General features: G+C 50.0%; 14 protein-coding genes and 2 pseudogenes. 7 read left to right on the top strand and 9 right to left on the bottom strand.

Translation table 11 applies throughout. The features are described from left to right. Nucleotides 1–13 precede the first annotated feature (13 nt). The 3 genes and pseudogenes from nrdF to EHV15_RS01620 all read left to right on the top strand — a co-directional run. Entirely contained in the window at nucleotides 14–973 is a 960-nt protein-coding gene (nrdF, locus tag EHV15_RS01630) for a class 1b ribonucleoside-diphosphate reductase subunit beta (protein WP_128629742.1), read from the top strand. A 228-nt stretch (nucleotides 974–1,201) separates the two neighbouring features. Beyond that, nucleotides 1,202–3,034: a S8 family peptidase gene (locus tag EHV15_RS01625; protein ID WP_128629741.1), complete on the top strand. Its 1,833-nt coding sequence runs from the start codon at nucleotides 1,202–1,204 to the stop codon at nucleotides 3,032–3,034. Nucleotides 3,035–3,113: 79 nt separating this feature from the next. Beyond that, a pseudogene (locus tag EHV15_RS01620) lies at nucleotides 3,114–3,413 on the top strand (DNA/RNA non-specific endonuclease); the annotation flags it as partial. Here the strand turns inward: EHV15_RS01620 and EHV15_RS01615 are convergent. The 3 genes and pseudogenes from EHV15_RS01615 to EHV15_RS01605 all read right to left on the bottom strand — a co-directional run bounded on the left by EHV15_RS01615 (nucleotide 3,372) and on the right by EHV15_RS01605 (nucleotide 5,804). After that, a complete protein-coding gene (locus EHV15_RS01615) occupies nucleotides 3,372–4,160 on the bottom strand; it encodes an N-acetyltransferase (protein WP_128629740.1) in 789 nt (262 codons plus the stop codon). The pseudogene EHV15_RS01620 and the gene EHV15_RS01615 sit on opposite strands and share 42 nt — an antisense overlap. 137 nt (nucleotides 4,161–4,297) lie before the next feature. After that, nucleotides 4,298–4,378 (bottom strand): annotated as a pseudogene (locus EHV15_RS37120) (sporulation protein YjcZ); the annotation flags it as partial. 256 nt (nucleotides 4,379–4,634) lie between these two features. Continuing rightward, entirely contained in the window at nucleotides 4,635–5,804 is a 1,170-nt protein-coding gene (locus EHV15_RS01605; RefSeq protein ID WP_128629738.1) for an MFS transporter, read from the bottom strand. A gap of 846 nt (nucleotides 5,805–6,650) precedes the next feature. On the opposite strand from EHV15_RS01605, the gene EHV15_RS01600 reads away from it, so the two are divergent. The 4 genes from EHV15_RS01600 (at nucleotide 6,651) to EHV15_RS01585 (ending at nucleotide 12,659) form a co-directional block, all read left to right on the top strand. After that, nucleotides 6,651–7,091 (top strand): hypothetical protein, encoded by a 441-nt coding sequence (locus EHV15_RS01600; protein ID WP_128635125.1) that lies wholly within the window; start codon nucleotides 6,651–6,653, stop codon nucleotides 7,089–7,091. An 89-nt stretch (nucleotides 7,092–7,180) separates the two neighbouring features. Then, on the top strand, nucleotides 7,181–8,329 hold the full coding sequence (locus EHV15_RS01595) for a transglutaminase domain-containing protein (protein ID WP_425464422.1): 1,149 nt from the start codon (nucleotides 7,181–7,183) through the stop codon (nucleotides 8,327–8,329). 151 nt (nucleotides 8,330–8,480) lie between these two features. Continuing rightward, nucleotides 8,481–10,493 (top strand): peptidoglycan D,D-transpeptidase FtsI family protein, encoded by a 2,013-nt coding sequence (locus tag EHV15_RS01590; RefSeq protein WP_425464421.1) that lies wholly within the window; start codon nucleotides 8,481–8,483, stop codon nucleotides 10,491–10,493. A gap of 111 nt (nucleotides 10,494–10,604) precedes the next feature. Then, nucleotides 10,605–12,659 (top strand): peptidoglycan D,D-transpeptidase FtsI family protein, encoded by a 2,055-nt coding sequence (locus EHV15_RS01585; protein ID WP_128629737.1) that lies wholly within the window; start codon nucleotides 10,605–10,607, stop codon nucleotides 12,657–12,659. 180 nt (nucleotides 12,660–12,839) lie between these two features. On the opposite strand, the gene EHV15_RS01580 is transcribed toward EHV15_RS01585, so the two are convergent. The 6 genes from EHV15_RS01580 to EHV15_RS01555 all read right to left on the bottom strand — a co-directional run bounded on the left by EHV15_RS01580 (nucleotide 12,840) and on the right by EHV15_RS01555 (nucleotide 19,490). Then, nucleotides 12,840–13,931 carry an efflux RND transporter periplasmic adaptor subunit gene (locus tag EHV15_RS01580; RefSeq protein WP_128629736.1) on the bottom strand — a complete coding sequence of 364 codons (1,092 nt, stop codon included), beginning with the start codon at nucleotides 13,929–13,931 and terminating at the stop codon, nucleotides 12,840–12,842. A 48-nt stretch (nucleotides 13,932–13,979) separates the two neighbouring features. Beyond that, nucleotides 13,980–15,338, bottom strand: a complete 1,359-nt coding sequence (locus EHV15_RS01575; protein ID WP_128629735.1) for an ABC transporter permease — start codon at nucleotides 15,336–15,338, stop codon at nucleotides 13,980–13,982. A gap of 12 nt (nucleotides 15,339–15,350) precedes the next feature. Continuing rightward, nucleotides 15,351–16,049, bottom strand: coding sequence for an ABC transporter ATP-binding protein (locus tag EHV15_RS01570; protein WP_128629734.1), 699 nt, complete (start codon nucleotides 16,047–16,049; stop codon nucleotides 15,351–15,353). A gap of 116 nt (nucleotides 16,050–16,165) precedes the next feature. Then, nucleotides 16,166–17,323, bottom strand: coding sequence for a hypothetical protein (locus tag EHV15_RS01565; protein WP_128629733.1), 1,158 nt, complete (start codon nucleotides 17,321–17,323; stop codon nucleotides 16,166–16,168). Next, nucleotides 17,320–18,780 carry a sensor histidine kinase gene (locus EHV15_RS01560; protein WP_128629732.1) on the bottom strand — a complete coding sequence of 487 codons (1,461 nt, stop codon included), beginning with the start codon at nucleotides 18,778–18,780 and terminating at the stop codon, nucleotides 17,320–17,322. The genes EHV15_RS01565 and EHV15_RS01560 overlap by 4 nt, the downstream gene beginning before the upstream one ends. Continuing rightward, nucleotides 18,777–19,490, bottom strand: a complete 714-nt coding sequence (locus EHV15_RS01555; protein ID WP_128629731.1) for a response regulator transcription factor — start codon at nucleotides 19,488–19,490, stop codon at nucleotides 18,777–18,779. Before EHV15_RS01555 ends, EHV15_RS01560 begins: the two co-directional genes overlap by 4 nt. Between the last annotated feature and the right edge of the window lie 114 nt (nucleotides 19,491–19,604).

Below are 19,604 nucleotides of genomic sequence, written 5' to 3'. Positions count from 1 at the left end.
TGAACGAACGGCGATGTGCGCATTACGAGCTGTAAACTGGAACCGTCCGGACGACGATTTTACGATGATGTTCTGGAACCAGAACATCATGCAGTTCTGGACGGATGACGAAATCCCGTTGTCCGACGACAAAATGTCCTGGATGACGTTAAACGATGATGAAAAAGACGCATATATGAAGGTTCTCGGCGGTCTGACGCTGCTTGATACGGTACAGGGCGGCGTCGGCATGCCGCAGATCATGGAGCATGTGGAAGGCCTGCAGCGCAAAGCCGTGCTTGGATTTATGGGCATGATGGAGCAGATCCACGCCAAATCGTACAGCAGCATTTTCACCACCTTGGCTTCCAATGAGGAGATTGACGAGATTTTCCGCTGGGTGGAACAAAACCCGATGCTGCAGACGAAGGCGGAGACGATCCGCCAGTACTACACCAACATCCGCTCCCCGAGAGAGCTGTATTTGGCGATGGCGGCCTCCGTCCTGCTGGAGAGCTATTTGTTCTATAGCGGCTTTTTCTACCCGCTGTATTTGGCCGGCCAGGGCAAAATGACCTGCAGCGGCGAAATCATCGACCTGATTTTGCGCGACGAAAGCATTCACGGCGTGTACGTGGGCGTGCTGGCCCAGGAAATCTACGCGCAAATGAGCGAAGACGAGCAAAAGGAAGTGTACGAAACACTGGAAGGGCTGCTGCATTACCTGCACGCCAACGAAGAACGGTATACGGAGCAGATTTACACGAAAATCGGGCTGGTGGACGAAGTGAAAGTCTTCCTGCGGTACAACGCCAATAAAGCGTTTATGAACCTCGGCTTTGAGCCGCCGTTCGAGGAGGAAGAGGTCAATCCGATCGTGTTCAACGGGATCCGCACCGATACGAAGCAGCACGACTTTTTCTCTAAAAAAGGCAACGGCTATGTACGGGCGCTGAATGTCGAGCCGCTGACCGACGAAGATTTCAATTTCTAAGTAAAATTCCGTTCCACCATGGACTTCACATAAAACAGGATGTTTACTCACGGGTCAGGCTGTGAGGGACATCCTGTTTTTTTGTGGGGAAGGGCAGGGCACAGTGAAGTTCATGTCGCTATCACACGGCCGAATAACGCCGGGTGGATATCCCAGGAACACCCATACATAAAAGCTGTAAAAGGTAAGAATACTTTATCTGTTGAAATGAAAGAAAGGAGAATAACATTGCGTTTAGAGAAGACAACAGAACAAATCCCTACCAATATTGATCCACGGCTGCAAAGAATTATTGAAAAAAGCCGGCAAGAAACGGATCACCATGAGTTCGGTACGACAGTTACCAAGGAGATCTCAGTTATCGCCAAAGTTAAGGACCTTGATACTTGGACCACCATTCAAGGTGTACTTGAAACTAATGAGATATCCACGGCACCAGATGGAACTGGACGGATTGTGACGGCCAAAGTGTCTGTCGATGAATTGGAGAATATACGGCAGTCACCTGGAGTGTTGAGCTTGAAAGCTACTCGCCCGATAAAACCGGCACTGCGCAAAACGATTGAAGAGATAAAGGCAAGAAGTGATCTTCTGCCTCCAGGTGGAGCAAACGGCGGTGAAGGAGTCGTGGTAGGAATCGTTGATTTCGGTTGTGATTTTGTTCATAAAAATTTCCGCAATCCGGATTTATCAACACGGCTTCTTGCCATCTGGGATCAGGCCGCTGAAGCAGTGGATGGTCAATCAGTCACATATGGCAGAGTTTTCAAAAAAGATGAGATAAACAGAGCTTTGAATTCCTCCCAGCCATATCAAACTCTAGGTTATCCCAGCACTCTCTTTAATCCCCGGAATCCGGAGCATGGTACGCACGTCATGGATATCGCTACTGGCAATGGCAGCGGGACAAACACACCTGGTGTGGCGCCAAAAGCTGATATCGTATTTGTCGAATTGTCCGCAAGCGATATTTCGTGGGGAGGAGAAGAAGCTGTAGATTCCACGTTTGGAGACTCCAAGCAGCTTCTTGATGCCGTTAAGTTCATTTTTGATACCGCTGGAGAACATCCCTGTGTGGTTAATTTGAGTTTAGGAACGAATGGTGGACCTCATGATGGAACATCTTTAGTGGAACAGGGGATTGATGGCCTTGTTATGGCAAAACCCGACCGCGCCGTAGTTATTGCGGCCAGTAATTCCTTCAATGACGGAATTCATGCCAAAGGAACCGTCCCCCAAGGAGGCTCTTTCGACCTCCATTGGCAAATTAAAAATCATGATTTCACCTCCAATGAACTTGAAATATGGTACAGTGGTCAGGATAAGTTCCTTTTGGAGATCATCCAGCCTAATGGAGAAAGCATCGGCCAAATCCAACTTGGAGAGAACGGCAGAGTCACGGATGATACGGGAAGAACCATAGTTTTTGCGGCAAACCGAAAAAGTGATTCAAACAATGGTGATAATGAAATCGGAGTTTTTCTGGAGAAAGGACTTCCTACAGGCACCTGGACTATCCGACTTCACGGCACTAACATCCATGATGGTGTTTTTCATGCTTGGATTGAACGGGATGATCGGGGTCAATCGCAGTTTATGCCACCTCTTGATAATACTCATACATTGGGTTCAATCTCATGTGGACACAATAGTATTGTTGTGGGATCGTATAATGCCTACCTCCCCAATGCTCCTATCTCATTTTTTTCCAGTGCCGGGCCAACTCGAGATGGAAGACAAAAGCCTGAGATTAGCGCACCAGGCCATGCGGTGAAAGCAGCAGCTTCCGGAACAATAAATGGAGTAACAGAGATGTCTGGAACAAGTATGGCAGCACCAGCAGTTACGGGAGTAATCGCTCTGGTTCTCGCAGAGGCTAAAGCAAACGGCATTCACCTCACAATTAACCAGATCCGTGACAATTTAGCTCAGGCAGCAAGGAAAAACCCTCCAGCAAATCAAAACTGGGATAAGCAATATGGTCTTGGAAGAATTGATGCAAGTCAAGCAGTAAAAGCCGTCAGAAGGGTAACCATCGCCGAACCAGTCCCCGCTCCTTAAGGGAAGATTTCCATCTCCAACGCAGACTTACCTCTTCGTATGTCTGCTTCCTTTTCATAATGTGCTGTAAAAAAAACGACCTATTTTTCGAAGCGATGACATCATTTACCGAGGTGCTCAAATCCCCGCCGAATTCTGGAAAGTCGTTGTCATGGTGAAGGAAGAAGGTGGCCTATCCGCAGCTGCCTATTTACAGTCCCAGAAAAATCTAATTGACAATCTAGAATTTGCTTACGGGGAGTACAAAACATACCAAGTTCAAGTTTCCAAAATTGAAGCTCTAACAGGCTTGGATTTCGGCAATTTAAGAGATCATGATCCATTAGCGCAATTAGAATCAACTATTGGTCGAGTGAGCCGGCTTATAAGCCGGCTTTAATCGCTCCAGCAGCTTATCGAATTTATTGACGCTCATGATTTCATGCGTGACGAATTTCCCGTCATAATACAAGGCAAAGGTCGTCCAAACCGCAGGGGCTTGTTGCGCCTGTTCTTTGGACGTAATGCGGCAGGCTCGAAACGGGACGCCTTTGAGGCGAGCTGCACTCTGAAGCTCTTCAAGCATGCCGACCGCAAACGGGCATTGGGCCGTATAATAGATCGAGATTCCTTTTTCCGGTGAGAAAACCTGCTTGACGTGCGGTTTGAACGTAGGAGAAGCAGCGGTTTCGTTCCAGGTTAAAGCCATCAATTGAAAATAAGGTTCGGCCTCATCCACGACTTTAAACCCCATATGCTCAAAAAAAGCCTTGTCGCTCAAGTAAGGCAGCTTTTTGTTTCCGACGATATGCACAATGCCGTCCATGCCCAGGGCCGCCGCGTCTTCCTTGCACCGCTCCAGCAGCTTTGCGGCATGCCCCTGCCCCTTATGCCTGCCTGACACCCAAAGACAATTGACAAACATATAGTTGGGGGCATCGATAGGGGCCCAGGCCTGATTGGCCGGTAAATATTCAATAAAAACTTTGGCCCGGTCGTCCAGACGGTAAAATACGAGGCCCTCCTCCATTCGTTCCTTTAGCCAGCGCTTTTTCTCGTTTACGGCCAATTCATACTGCTTGGCGCCTAAAGCGCAGCAAATGTGCTGCTCGTCAATGTTTTGCTTTGTAATTTGCAAATATGCCAACTGGACAGCCGCCTTTCCGAAGATTTCTTTTCTAGTATTTTCCTATCCAGTATAAGCTTTGCGGTTTGTCAAATCCATAAAAAAGAAACAGCCTGCCGCACGGCAGACTGTTTGGCTTGCGGTTATTGCATAGCCCATTAGAAAACAGTAGAGCGAAGAATAATCACCAGCAAAATGTACAATACGAGAATCGTGCCTGTTGACGTCCAGAAGCCGTGAAATCTGTGAACAGGTGCGACATAAACAGGTGCAACATGGACAGGAGCAACATTGACAGGTGCAACATTGACGGGCCCAACATTGGCGGGTCCAACATTGGCGGGTCCAACAGCGCCGGGCCAAACATTGTTTAAGGAGCTCATTTTGGTTCACCTCGTTATAATTGGTTATCAGCTGATTTCACCTTATCTTATGTAGGGCGTTCGTCTCTGTCCTGTGCGGCGGCCTAGAGGGCGAAAAAACTATAAAATGGGCTTACGGCCGGCCGGTTTCGGCGCCGATCGGCGGCGTCAATACACCGGCATGCTTTTTTGGCGGCACCAAAATGAGCGTCAGCATCAGCAGGAAAAAGGCCAGGAAGTAGGGGGAATACAACCCGTGCATCGCCCCGGCGGCGATCGGGCCGATAAAGGAGCCAAGCGACGTCGCGATCGACTGCAGGGAAAATACGGTGCCAAGCCTTTGTCCTCCGCTCAGGTCGATAAACAGGGAAGAGAGCGCCGGAAAGACGACGCCTTTGGCCATTCCAAGAACGAACAGGATCGCCGGAAGCGGGAGGAAATCAAGCGCAGCCATAGCAAAAAAACAGAGCGCCACGCCCAGGATGCCGAAACTCGCCCGCTTGTAGGGCGACAGTTTGCTAAGGAACAGCATCGAAAGGGTGACAAGCGCCCCCAGGCTGATGATCGAAAAATAGAGGCCGGTGTGCATGATTCCGGAAGCCCCGCCGGTTTGCAGCGGCAGTTCGAAAAAAAGAATGCCCTGAGAGCAGGCGATGGCCAGCGACAGAAGGTAGTAGCGGAGCGGAATGACGTTGAGCTTGAGCGGGATACCGGAGGGTACCGTTTTCGGCTCCAGAGCGGCTGGCTTGACCGTTTTTGCGGGCTCGTGAATGGTGATCATGGCGATGACGCTTGTCGTGATAAGCAGCCAGCCCAGCATTTGAAACGCGAGCGAGAAGCCCGACTGGGCGACAAGGAACGCGCCGACCGCCGGCGATACGACGGAGGCGATCGTATGCATCACTCCGTGGCCGGCCATCAGTTTTCCCTGCTGCACCGGGTTATTGGACAATGAAGCAAGCATCGCCAGACAGGCCGGCGACAAAAAGGCCAGCACAAAGCCGCTGATCGAGCGTATGACGAGCAGTTGCCACGGCTCCGTCACATGCGCCTGAAGCAGCAAAAGCACGCCGGCGGTAAGCAGGCTGAAAATCATGTATCTGCGGCTGCCGTGCCGGTCCACGCCTTGGCCGGCGATCAGATTGCCCGGCAAATGCGTCAAGGAGTAGATCCCCATCATCCAGCCGATAAACGTCGGCGCCGCGCCGAGGGACAACGCAAACGGAGTCAGAATCGGATACTGGGCGTGCAGGTCGAAGAAAGCGAGAAACATAAAGAAATACAGCCAGAAAGCGATTTTCATGCGTTAGCCCTCCTCTCTTGGATAGTAACGATGTTCTACTTGTACTTGTACGCCTGCCGGGACGAACTTATGTCTAAATTTGCTGGCCTTCACTAACCGGATCGGCCGGTGAAGGCCGCCGATCTTTCTGAAGATTATAGAATTTATAGTTTTCAGCGGAGCTGAGTAATTCTATAATCGCAAAAAAACCACCTTATAAACGCGGTCTGGCTTCCTTAAAAATACGTCTATAAATGTTTTTCTTAAGATACTAGAGTTTATAAATTTTCCGGCGGGGTAGAGGACGATGCGCAGGTAGAAAGGGGAGGAGAAGAGGAATCTGGAGGCTAAGGGACACCAGAGCCGTTATCTGCGGAAAATCGAAGGTTAGAAAAATGTAACGGACACAGATGACCTTATTTACCTCAAATCGGCCCGGATGAACTGGTTTTGAGTCAGATAGAGTCATGTGGGTCCGTTAGGCTGGGAAATACCCGGGAAATGGGCGGATAAGGTCGCTGGTGTCCGTTAGAGAAGCGTCCACAGATTTGAAAGAGCCGGAGTCCTCGGTGCTTCGGTTCATGAAATAAGGGAAAGGGTTCTCGGCCTGTTTCGAGGAATTTCGACGAAAACCGCCTGCACTTTTGCATTTCGTGGGATTTCCCCCGCTTCCTTATATCGCAACGTGGCCGGAGTGGCATATAAGGCACGTCTCTTCAACCCCTGTATTATGATGGCAAAGGGGTTAAGCTGACACCGGCCTGGGCCATCATGTATAATGGAAAGGCAACCGTGTTGTTGCCGAATATAATGGAGCCGGTTAGGGAAAACTCCGCCGGCAAAAACGTGTAGGAGTGTTTGCAAATGATGGACGTTCAAGTATGGACTGAATTTCTGAAAGAGAACTGGCTGGTCATCGTCGTGGCTCTGGTCATTCTTTTTCTGGTGTTGAATTTCGTTAGAACCGTCGTCAAATGGGCGCTTGTATTGGTCATCGCGGCTTTTATCATTATTTACAGCGGTATTTCGCTTAAGGATATCGGCGATGCGGTGGCCACCGTGAAGGAACAGGCCCTAGATATCAGCCAAAGCGAAGTTTTGAACATGATGAAAAACGAAGCGAAGGATGCCAAACTGACGCAAAATTCGGACGGAACGTATACGATTTCCACGCCGAATCTGGAAGTGACCGGCACCGCAGGGAGCGATAAAGTAAAGGTTTCGTTCCGCGGGGTATCCCTGGGAGAATGGTCGATGAACGATACGCTGGAGGCGTTTATTCAAGAGGCGCAGCGCAACTCCAAGTAAGCGGAGGTTCAAATTGCACCTGCATTTTTCGGAAAATTTGGCGTTAATATATATGCCGCGCCGGCAAATCATCGGGATCGGGGGGTGACATGATGGAGGATTTGCTGCAAAGTGTGCGGGAATACAACTTGATATCTTTGCTGCTGCTGTTCATCCTGCTGGGCTCGATGCTTCAGGGCTTGCTGCGCGGGGCATCGCGGTCGGCGGGCCGCTTGTTTTCGCTGCTCAGCGGAGGCGTGCTGTCGCTGCTCGGGATTGCCGCGGCCATTCCGCTTACGCTGTGGATTTCTCCCAAAGTGCAGGAGTGGCTGTCTATGCTGGCAATTCCGCAGCGCGAGCTGGCGCTTTGGGAGCAGGTCTTTTATACGTTCATTATGGCGGTAAGGGACTTTCCGCTGATGCGCTTTGCCGTCGTGTTTATCCTGATGTATTGGCTGATCCGGACGGTTGCGGGCCTAGTTGCCGTGTTCTTTGGCGGCGGCTCCTGGTTCGGACGGCTGTTCTCGGGCGGAGACCGCCCGGCTTCGCTGCTAAGCCGCCTGGCCGGAGCTTGCATCGGCGGCGTGATCGGGGCGGCGCGCTGCCTGATGGTCATCGTCGTGCTTTTTATCGCGGTGACTTTGTTTCCGAACAGCAGCTTCAGCCGTTATGTCGAGGCGTCCCCGGTATACCAGCAGGGAGCCCGCACCATCATCGAACCGCTGACCGGCAACCTGATCAAGGAGAAGCTGCCGGTATTCACCCGCAGCGTGGAGGCGGAGCTCAGCGGTATTTTGCAGCAAAAATACGAGCTGATCGACGCCCATATTCCGCAGGATATCGAGCTGGCGGCGGCCGAGATTACGAAAGGCGCGGACAGCGGCGAGGAGAAAGCCCGCCGGCTGTACGACTGGATCGGCACGAGAGTCAGCTACGATTACGATAAAGTGAAGGATTATGAGGAGAAGGGCATCTGGCACGAGCAGACGCCGCAAATGACGTTTGAGACGAAAAAAGGCGTCTGCATCGACTACGCCCGGCTGTACGCGATGATGGCGAGATCGCAGGGCCTGGACGTCAAGGTCATCACCGGGCTTGGTTATGACGGGCAGGGCGGATACGGCCCGCATGCCTGGAACGAAGTGTTTTTGCCTGCGCAAAACACCTGGATTCCGCTCGACGCGACCTGGGCCCAAAGCGGTGACTGGTTCAACCCCCCGGCATTCAGCGAAACCCACATCCCTGACAAGTTGATTTAAAGAGGTCACACGCATCAAAAGTTTTTTCAAGAGGCGGGCGAAAAATGTTGGCACCGGGCCGTAACTTCGCTGCGTCTTCTTTCGTTATGTTAATATATAGAAGATTACATGTCTTCTGACTTTTTAAAGGGAAAGAGGTAGGGGAATCGCAGTGAAAAGTGTCTACATGGACGATCCGCGCGAGCAAGAAGCGGTGATGCAGAGACATTTTAATATCCGGCTAAATATGTTTTTCTTTAGCGCTTTTGCGATTTTTACCGTGATTATCGTTCGCCTGGCGATTTTGCAGTTTGTGGAAGGCCCGACGCTGTCCAGGCAGGAAAGCAATCTGCGGGTAAAGGATGTGCCAATGCCTCCGATGAGAGGTTCTATATTGGCTGCCGGAGGCGAAAAGCTGGCTTATTCGACACCGGTTCAATCTTTGTATTTGACTTTGCAAAAGAGCAGCTACAGCCAGGACAGTGAATCGGGAAAAAAGAATTATGAGGAAGCGGTGGCTTTAGCCCAAAAATTGAAAGATGCGTTTGACCGTTATGGAGATCCTGACAAGGCCATGTCCGAAGAGGATATCCTCAAAGCAATGGACCTTAATTTCCAGACCAATAACGGCTTTGTTCCAAGGCGAATCAAAGCGGATCTAACTTCAGAAGAAATAGCGTACTTTATTGAACGCAAAAGTGAGTTTTTGGGGATTGATATCGTTGAGGAGAGCATCCGGCATTATGACAAAGATGGGGTAGCCGTTCAGACGATCGGTTATCTTAAAAAGTTTAAATCGACAAACGATTTGGATCGGTATGACCCGATCAGAGAAGCGAAAAATGAAGATCCTTCCCTGCAGTATACGGAAGAGGAGCTTGTCGGTTTCGACGGTTTGGAATTGTATTATCAAAATGAATTGCGGGGCAAAAACGGATTTAAGAGCGTCCCCATCGATCCGCGCAATATGGCAAACGGGATTCCGGAGATGACACCGCCGGAAAAAGGCTATGATTTGCATACAACGATCAATAAAAATGTGCAGCTTGTCGCCCAGCAAGCCATTATGGACCAAATCAAATGGGTACATACGCACCCGGTGTCCGGAAAAGTACATCCCCATGCCAAAACCGGCTATGCCGTCGCGATGGAAGTGGATACCGGTAATGTGGTGGCGATGGCCAGCATGCCGGATTACGATACGAATGTATGGCAGTCGGGCGGGATCTCGCCGGACGACTGGAACAAAATTATAAATAACTACCAAAACGGGACGATCACCCCGATCAGTTCGGGACGTTCGGGACATAATTTCGAATCCACCGTTTACCTCGGTTCGACGATCAAACCGTTGTCCGTGTTAATCGGCTTTAACGAAGGACTGTTTACGACGAGTGATCGATACAACGATACGGGGATTGCCTATTTCGGGAGAAATGATTCATCAAGTGTGCGAAATTCCTCAAGACATGTGTACGGCCGAATTAGCCCTAGAGAGGCGATCACTTACTCCTCCAATACCTTTATGGTCAATATGGTGGGAGAAAAGCTATGGAAGAAGTACAATGACAAAGGGATTGATGTTTGGGACGGCTACATGAAGCAGTTTGGCCTTGGTGTATCCACGGGCGTGGATCTCCCTAGAGAATTCCTGGGTAGTTTGGACTATACCGACGAGTCGGAAACTTCCTTGGCCCGACTGGTGTACTCTTCCTTTGGGCAGACGGGGAAATATACCGCGCTGCAGCTTGCCCAGTATGCGACAACGCTTGCGACCCGGGGCAAGCGGATGGAGCCGCATCTGGTAAGTAAAATCACCGATTCCGAAGGAAATGTCATCAAAGAGTTTAAACCGAAGGTGCTGAACAAGGTTAAATTTAATGATGTGTATTGGAGAGAAGTCATTAAGGGCATGAGTACCGAGGTGAGCGCATTCAACGGTTTTCCGTATGACTTTGCACGGAAGACGGGGACGTCGGAGCAGGATTACCGGGGGCGGCTTATGGAAAACGGTGTATTCATCGCCTTTGCGCCGCGCGAGAACCCGAAGCTTGCCGTCGCTGTCGTGATCCCGGAAGGGGGCTTTGGCGCGCACAGTGCCGCACCGGTGGCCCGCAAAATTTTCGACGCCTATGATCAGGAATATGGCCTCGATGGAGTGCCGAAAAAAACGAAAAAGAAATAACGCTGTAACTTCGCTTCGTTTCCTTAAGTTATGTTAATATAGATAAGGCTGACGGTTGCCTCGATCATGCCGATAAACGAATCATCAGGGGAAGAAAGTAGGGGAATCGCAGTGAAAAGTGTCTACAGTGAAGATCCGCGCGAGCAAGAAGCGTCGATGCAGAGACATTTTAATATACGGCTGAACATGTTCTTCTTCAGCGCATTTGCCATTTTTACCGTCATTATCGTTCGGCTGGCGATTTTGCAGTTTGTGGAAGGGCCGACCCTGTCCAAACAGGAAAGCAGCCTGCGGGTGAAGGATGTGCCGCTGGCGCCCACGCGGGGCACGATTTATGCGGCCGGCGGAGAGAAACTGGCGTATTCCACGCCCGTACAGTCCCTCTATATTACTTTGCAGAAGGATTACAGCAGCACGACGGACAAGGGAAAAAAGAACCGGCCGGAAGCGCTGGCTTTGGCGGATAAATTAAAAGAAGTGTTCGACAAATACGGCAGTGCGGATTCCAAGATGACGAAAGAGGACATCATCGAAGCGATGGACCTGGATTACCGGAAGCAAAACGGATTTTCGCCGCGCCGGATCAAAATGGATTTGACCAAGGAAGAGGTTGCTTATTTTCTGGAGCGGAAGGACCAGTTCCCGGGGATCGATATCGTCGAGGAAAGCATCCGGCATTATGATCCGGATACGGTAGCCGTGCAGACGATCGGGTATATCCGGAAATACTCCAATGCGTCGACGAACCTGGATTTTTATAAACAGATCCGCGCGCAAAAAGATACGCCGCCGGATATGCAGTATACGGAAACCGAGGACGTCGGTTACGACGGGCTGGAATTGTATTATCAAAGCGAGCTGCGCGGCAAAAACGGGTACAAAAGCGTTCCGATCGATCCGCGGAATATGGCCACGGGCATCCCTGAGGTAACGCCGCCGGTGAAAGGAAACGATCTGCATACAACGATCAACAAAAATGTCCAGCTTGTGGCCGAACAGGCGATTTTGGACCAAATCCAGTGGGTGCATACCCACCGGGTGTCCGGTGAAGTTCATCCCAATGCCAAAACCGGTTATGCCGTCGCTATGGAAGTAGATACCGGCAACGTGGTGGCGATGGCCAGCATGCCGGATTACGATACGAACGTCTGGCAGTCGGGCGGGGTTTCGCCTGATGATTGGAAGAAGATTTCAAGCAACTATATGAATGGAACCATTACCCCATTCAGTTCGGGGCGTTCAGGACATGATTTCGAATCTACCGTCTTGCTTGGATCCACGATTAAGCCGTTATCCGTGTTAATCGGCTTAAACGAAAACTTGTTTACGACAAATTCGTATTACAACGATACGGGTATAGCTTATTTCGGGAAAAACGATTCGTCGAGCGTCCGAAATTCCCAAAGACACGCGTATGGCGTTGTTGACCCAAGACTAGCGATCCTTCACTCCTCCAACACCTTTATGGTTGATATGGTTGGGGAAAGGCTATGGAAGAAATACGGAGACAAAGGGATCGACGTCTGGGACGACTATATGAAGCAGTTTGGCCTTGGCGTATCCACGGGTGTGGATCTTCCGCAGGAATACCTGGGCAAGCTGGAATATATGAACGATAAGGAAACCTCCTTGTCCCGGTTGGCGTACGCTTCCTTTGGACAGCAAGGGAAATATACCACGTTGCAGCTGGCCCAATATACGACAACGCTTGCGACCCGAGGCAAGCGGATGGAGCCGCATTTAGTGAGCAAAATTACCGATTCCGAAGGAAACGTCGTTGAGGAATTTAAACCGAAAGTGCTGAACGAGGTTAAATTTAACGACGCATACTGGAAAGAAGTAATTGCCGGGATGAGCACCAATGTGTCGTCCGCTTTTTCCGGCTTCCCGTATGACTTTGCCAGAAAAACGGGGACCTCGGAGCAATGGGGTGCCGGGAAAAATAGAGATAACGGCGTATTCATCGCCTTTGCGCCGCGTGAAAATCCCAAGCTCGCCGTTGCTGTCGTCATACCCGAAGGCGGATTTGGCGCCTACAGCGCCGCGCCGGTAGCCCGCAAAATTTTCGACGCTTACGATCAGGAGTACGGCCTCGACGGGGTGCCGAAGAAGACGAAAAATCAGCAGACGAACGGCCAATCCAGTAAGAACAACAAGGCGGAGTAAGAACCCGAAATTGAAAAATACATGCGTCAGCGATCTTTTCACAACATCGGTTGGGAAAAGATCGCTGATTTTTTTGCGGCCATTAAAACCAATATTCTCATTCTTCGAAGTTACAATCTCGATACAAGTCTTCTGAAATCCGAAACAAAATCCCTCTATAATAAAATCCAACGGGTTTGTTTATGGTAAAACCACGGTATCCCCGGGCTTCAGGCCATTCAGCACTTCAGTTTTGTCATCGGTTTCGATGCCTGTTTGTATCGTCTGCCGTTCGTAGTTGCCATTGCCTTTGTCCAGCATTACATAAGCTTCATTTTGCTCGCGCATGACTGCAAGACTGGGAACAACAATCGCCTTTTCCTTGCGTGCTGTTTCGATCTTACCTTCGAGGCTTATTCCGCCGATCAGGCTCGGGTCCGGCTTCAGATCAATCACAATATCAAACTGGGAAACCTGCTTCGGATCATTCTCCGCTCCTTTTTTGGCAAACTTCGAAATTCTACTGACCTTTCCGGTTAAGGGGATTTCTTTTTTACCGGTCATCTGCACCTTGACGGGCATACCTGCCTTGATGCGAAAGATTTCCTGCTCGCTGACGGCAGCCGTAAACTGGAGCTTGCCCGTATTTACAACAGTACCCACGTATTGTCCCTCGTTCACCATCCGGGTCTTCGTATCCGTCTCATTCAGCAAAAATACACCGGACGCCGGAGCAGATACCGTCGACATACCTATGAGGCTTTTTTTAAACGCGATATCCTGCTCTTTCACAGCAATAGCTTCCTCGTTTATATCGCTCATGAGACGCTTGGATTCCCTGTCGGCAAAAGCTTTCTTGCGTTCTTCTTCCGTAACGCCGGGCTGCTCGGCACCTTCTCCCTGCTTGGCTGATATTTTATTCAGCTTGTTCTCCAATCTGGATTTCATCATCTCGCTCTCCATTTGCTGAACCTCATTTTGCAACGTCTTCGAGTCCAGCGAAAACAACGCGGCCCCTTTACGAACCGCCTGTCCGTTCTCCACATGCCACTGCTTGATGGGTCCCGTAAACGGAGCGAATACGTCGGTTTGATCCGTATAAGCTGATTTTCCTTTTACTTGAATCTCCTGGGTTATCGTTTCCTGTGTAACTTGAAATGTAATGGGCGCCGGCGCCTCAACCGGTGCTTCCGGTGCCGGTTTATATTTTTGATACAAAAAAAATCCTGATCCTGCGAGCAGAAAAATAATAACGACCCGCTTGATCCATTTGACTGCTATCGATTTATTCATGCCGTTTGTCCTCTCATTAATTCGGATATCATCTTATTCAAGTTCCATTTAAGCGGATTTAATGACTTCTAACGCGTTGGTGCGCGAGGCGCTGATAGCGGGATAAATTCCCGAGACGATCCCGGTCAGGATCGAGAAGGCGACACCGGCGGGCAGCGCCGAAACCTGGATGACCACGTTAAGCGGGGTGCTGCTTTGAAGACTGATCTGATTGACCAACACTTGATTGACTCCCCCAATTGCTGCGTAGGCAATGACTACTCCAACGATACCTCCCAGCATACCCAATACAGCCGCTTCGGTGATAAACATTTGCCGAATCTGCCACAGGTTTGCCCCGAGCACCTTCATGACGCCAATCTGTTTGCGGCGCTGATGGGTGGACATAATCATGGCGACAATGATGGACAGGGAAGCTAATAGCATAACGAAGGTGCCAATCCCTATCGCCGCCTTTTCATACATGCCTAACTGCTCGCTCATCATTTTTTCCTGAAACAGATTGCTTTCTGTTCTGAGGGTCAGCCGTTTGATTTGCTCCTCCACCTGGGCGACATACTGCTTGTTTTCCACTTTTACGAGTGCCGAATTTAGCCTCCCGGCCGGAGAAGATGGGTTGGTCTGGAGCTGATCGGCAAGCATTCTTGCTGTCTCAAGCGAAACATACAATTTTTTATCATATTTGGCCGATTCCTCGTTTACCCCCTTCTGCATGTCCAATATGCCGGTAACGCGCAGCGGCGAGCTTGTTCTTATTTTGGATGGAGTATTCATATCCTGGGATTTCAGATTAATTTGGGCCTGAAAAAGCTCTGCGGGTGTGGACATCATTTGCATATACTCCTGAATCAACTGGTCGTTGTAAGGGTCTTCCATCAGTTTGTCATTCAATTGACGTACAACCTCGGGATCAGCCAGACCAAAAATGGCGCCGTAGTTGGCTACCACAGCCCCACCGGTCGTGGAGGCGCCGCCCTGGGCGAAGCGGGATCCGAAGCGGCTTAGTGTTCCCAGTTCTGTTCCGGTTACCTCCACCCACGAGCTTTTTCCGTCTGCTGTCGTCATTTCCAGCATGTCCAGTTTCAGCATGGGGGCCACGGAAACAACATGCGGCAGTTTGGAAATAATATCAATTTTCTGTTGGGTCAATGCTCCACGCTCGAAGGTGGACGTTTGCCCCTTGTTTCCGCCCGAGCTGATTCCTTCGTTCGGAGTGACCGTAATCTCATCCATCTTGTAGTTTTCATTCAGAGTTTTTTCCCCGTATTCCTGTACTGACGTCCCTATGCTGAGCGCCATAATCATGGCTGCGCAGCCAATGGACAACCCAACCATACATAGCAGGGTCACCACTTTTCGGCGAATGATCTGGCCCCATGACATTCGTATTAGATCAAGAAATCTCACACCTTTTCTCCTTTACTGTTCAATTCTGTCGCTTCCGGACAACTCGCCTTGTACAAGAGAACCATTATGGAGAGTAATGATATCTTGCATTTGCTCAGCTACTTCCGCCTCATGGGTGACAATGACGAACGTGGTGCTCAGCTCCTGATTCAGCTCCTGCAAAATCGAGATGATCTCCTCCTCGGTCTGCGTATCCAGATTCCCCGTTGGTTCGTCGGCAAAAATGACGGACGGTTCGGTAATCAAGGAACGCGCAATACTGACCCGCTGCTGTTGACCGCCGGATAGCTGAGACGGGAACAATTCCGCTTTGGGGGCAAGTCCTACCTGTTCCAGCAGTTGCATTGCTTTAGTCTTGCGGAGAGACGGACGTACGCCCATAAAAACGAGCGGCAGTTCCACATTTTCCCGAATCGTTAAATTTCCCAGCAGCTCATACGCCTGAAAAATAAACCCGATGTGAGTCCGCCGGAATTCGGCCAGCTTATTTTCGCTTAGCTGCACAATATCCTGATCTGCAATCCATATTTCTCCCGCATCAGGCTTCATCAGTCCGGCCATTAGATTCAGCAGCGTGGATTTGCCTGAGCCGGAGCTGCCCAGCAGCGCCACCATCCGGCCTTTGCTTACCGAGATGTTGATGTCTTGCAGGACAGGAACCGCGCCCTGAGCATTGCGGAATGAATGCGATACATGTTCAACACGCAGCATGTAAATAGCTCCTTTTCTCCTAGGTTCAGTACTTGTCGGAAATCATTATAATTGGCAGATGTATCCGTCTTGCTCACGATTGTATCCAAGTTGTAAAATGAGCCCGTGGCGCCTGGTTACCAGGCGCGGAACGTGAAGCGGTAAATCTCGCTTTTTTCCATGGAGCTGCTCACAACAAAGAGATTGTCGCCGTTCCATTTGAGATTGACAAAATTATCGATATTACGGTACACGACCGTGTCCGACAATAACTTGCCGCCTTCAAGATAGGCCATGTGCAGTTCGTTTTTTTGGTTTTCGAGCACCGTGAAATAAGCAATCCGGGACTCATCTTCATTCAGGTCGAAGCTCCAGATGTTGCTTTTCATCAGCAGGTCGAACCGCTTCGAGGCGTTTCGGTATATAAATAGTCCCTGCACCTTGTTCACAATACCTTGAACCAGTAAATCGCCGTTCTTAAGCACTCTAAATTGCTGGATTTCGTCGGCAGGGGTATATGCAACTACATTGTTCCGATCGTTCACGGAAAAACGGTATACCATGAACTTGTTATCCCCGCCGACAAGAGCATAAAAATACTGCAAATCCCTGCTGAACTCCATGGAATCGGGGAGAATCCACACCTCATCCGGATTCGGGATATGGTTCTCCTTGGCTACCAGATTCTTGATTTCTTCATCGCTGTACAGTAAACGCTTCTTGCCAGTACTTAAATCGATCATTCTGAAAACGAGGATATCATACCCGATATATGTGTCATTGCCGAAATACCGCCGAAAATAGAAGTTGTCATTGGCCAGTTTCCGCCGCTGTCCGGATTTTATGTCGTACTCATAGGTTGTTCTCTGTGCCTGCGCAGAGCGATATTCGGAGAAGATCATCTTCTCCTGATCGGGGCTTAAGGCTACGCCGTACTCGGTATTCGTCGCAAGATCCTTAACATGATTGTCATCCAGTTTAAGCATTGAGATTTTGATACCGGTATAAGAGTTTTCCGGCCGGCTCAGGATCAGGGTGTTTTGATCGGCGACTTCAAAATCGTAGATGGCAAAATCATTAGGCCGTTTGATCGCGGCTTCAATCTGGACCGTACTGTTTGGCGGAGAGACGAGACTGCTGTTGAACTGTTCTCCGGGGAGAATGACCGTCCTCAATTTGGAACCGCCTATCTCGAACATACTGCCGACCCCGAATATGCCGCCGACAAAAACGGCCAGCAAAACGGTTACCAGGAACATATCGCGATATTTTTTCCAGAAATCCCGGTTCTTCATGCCGGCCATTCTCCCGGAAGATGGATGTGTACCTGTGTGCCCTGGTTCACTGCACTTTTCATTTGAACGGTTCCTCCATGCTGTTCTATTGTATTTTTTACGATGGACAAGCCGAGGCCTGCGCTTCCTTTCTCTTTTCTGTTCGCACCGCTCTCCCGGTAAAACGGCTCAAGCACATGTTTCAACGCCTCTTCACCGATCCCTTCTCCCTGATCGCTGATCACCACAGAAGCCAAATGGCCCGACCGGAACGACCGGACTTCGATAATCGAATTGACATATCCATACTTGACCGAGTTATCGAGCACATTTAGGAACGCTTCCTTGAGCTTGTGCCGATCGCCCTGGATATGGAGGTTCTCCTCCAGTTCATAATGGATGCCGATATTATATTTGCCCGCCTTGATCGCCATGTCCTCGCAGGCCTCCCGAACGACCTTCGACACATCGATCCGTTCGAACCGATAAGCCTGCATCGCGGCGGACGATACGGAAAATTCCAGAATGTCCGCAACCATCACGTTCAGGCGCTGACTCTCATTAATAATGTAGTTCAAGCCCTTGTCGAAAAACGCTTTGTCCGTAAATCCATTATCCCGCAATATTTGGGCATATCCGAGAATGGTGGTCAACGGTGTTTTCAATTCATGGGTCACATTGTCAAAAAATAATTTGCTGCGCGCTTGCACCTGCTTCACTTCATCCCGCTCACGTTCAATCACGTCGATCTGTTCCCGCACACGGTTGATCATAATATTGAAGCTGGAAGCCAGTTCACCAATCTCGTCTTTCGTGGAGATGTTGACGTCCGCGTTCAGATTGCCCTGCGCCACTTGCACCGCGCGTTTCGTGAGCACGCGAATCGGCCTGGTGATTTGCCGGGAAATGAAGACGGAGGCGATAAATACAAATACAAAAATGATCGCCGCCAAGCCTTTGATCGTATTTTGAAAACGCTGATGCCGCTTGAACAGCCCGGTATAATTTTTCTCCAATTGAATGATGCCGATGACTTGCCGGCCAGACATGATGGGAAAGGACAGGCTGGCGATGACTTCATCCTCTTGCATCCATGTGGAATAAGCGATCTTCGATTTGAGGGCAGCCTGTACATCCGGCCGTTTGGCGGCACCAAAGGCAGGGCTGGACGAGGCATTATACGAAGAAGCGTCCGGGCGATAGAGCGTAACCTTACCGCCCGCTGCAGCGCCGATCTGCTCCGCAAGGTCCCGATTGACTGCCTCCAGCGACTTTTCGTTTAATCGTTTGTTTTGAATCAGGAAATATTGATTGAGCGCGATGTCCAGATTTTTTTTGACCTGAATCATGTCTTCATGTACTTCCCGATACATGTTCTCTTCACCCACCTTGTTTGAAAGGATGAGCAGGGAAGAGAAGCCGATAAATACGATGACCGAGAAAAGGACGACCATTTTGAACTGGATCGTCCACTTCATGTCCGCACCTGGGTATCCATCTTGTATCCAACGCCAAACACCGTCTCGATCATGGAAGCTCCCTGCTCGCCGTTTTCCAGTTTTTTGCGGATACGCTGCACATGAATGTCCACTGTGCGGGTGTCGCCGGCAAAGTCGTATCCCCATACCTTGTCCAGCAATTCGGACCGCGTAAACACCTTGCGGTTGTTGATGGCAAGAAAGAGCAGCAAATCGTACTCTTTGTTCGTCAGCCCCGCGCGCTGCCCGTCCTTCCAGACCTCCCGCTCATCTTTGCGGATCTCGATGTGCTTGCCGAGACGAATAACCTCAAACGATTGATTTTCCAGCGTCTCGCTGATCAGATCAATTCGGCGGAATATCGCCCGGATGCGCGCCACGACCTCCCGAATATCAAACGGCTTGGTGATGTAATCGTCTGCTCCCAGCTCCATGCCGAGCACCTTGTCCAACATATCCGATTTGGCCGTAATCATGATGACCGGTGTTTTAGTAGCGGCTGACATCTGCCTGCATATGTCAAACCCGCTCATGTCGGGCAGCATCAAATCCAGCAGTACCAGATCGGGGGTGAGCCGGCTCAACATTTCAAGCCCTTCCGTACCCGTTGATGCTTCATGAATAACGAATCCTTCCTTTCCCAAGGAATAGGACAGAATGTCACGGATAGCATCTTCGTCCTCGATGATCAATATTTGCTTTTGTCTCATAATCCTTTTAAGTCTCCCTTGCTCCATACAATTAAACCTTTTATATATTTTGAATCGTCTACGGACAATTGAATAGAGGGAAAAAATAAAAGTTACAACTTCGATACAAGTAAT

Source organism: Paenibacillus oralis (assembly GCF_003863965.1).
Classification (GTDB): Bacteria; Bacillota; Bacilli; order Paenibacillales; family Paenibacillaceae; genus Fontibacillus; species Fontibacillus oralis.
This window is presented reverse-complemented; position numbering and strand designations above follow the sequence as displayed.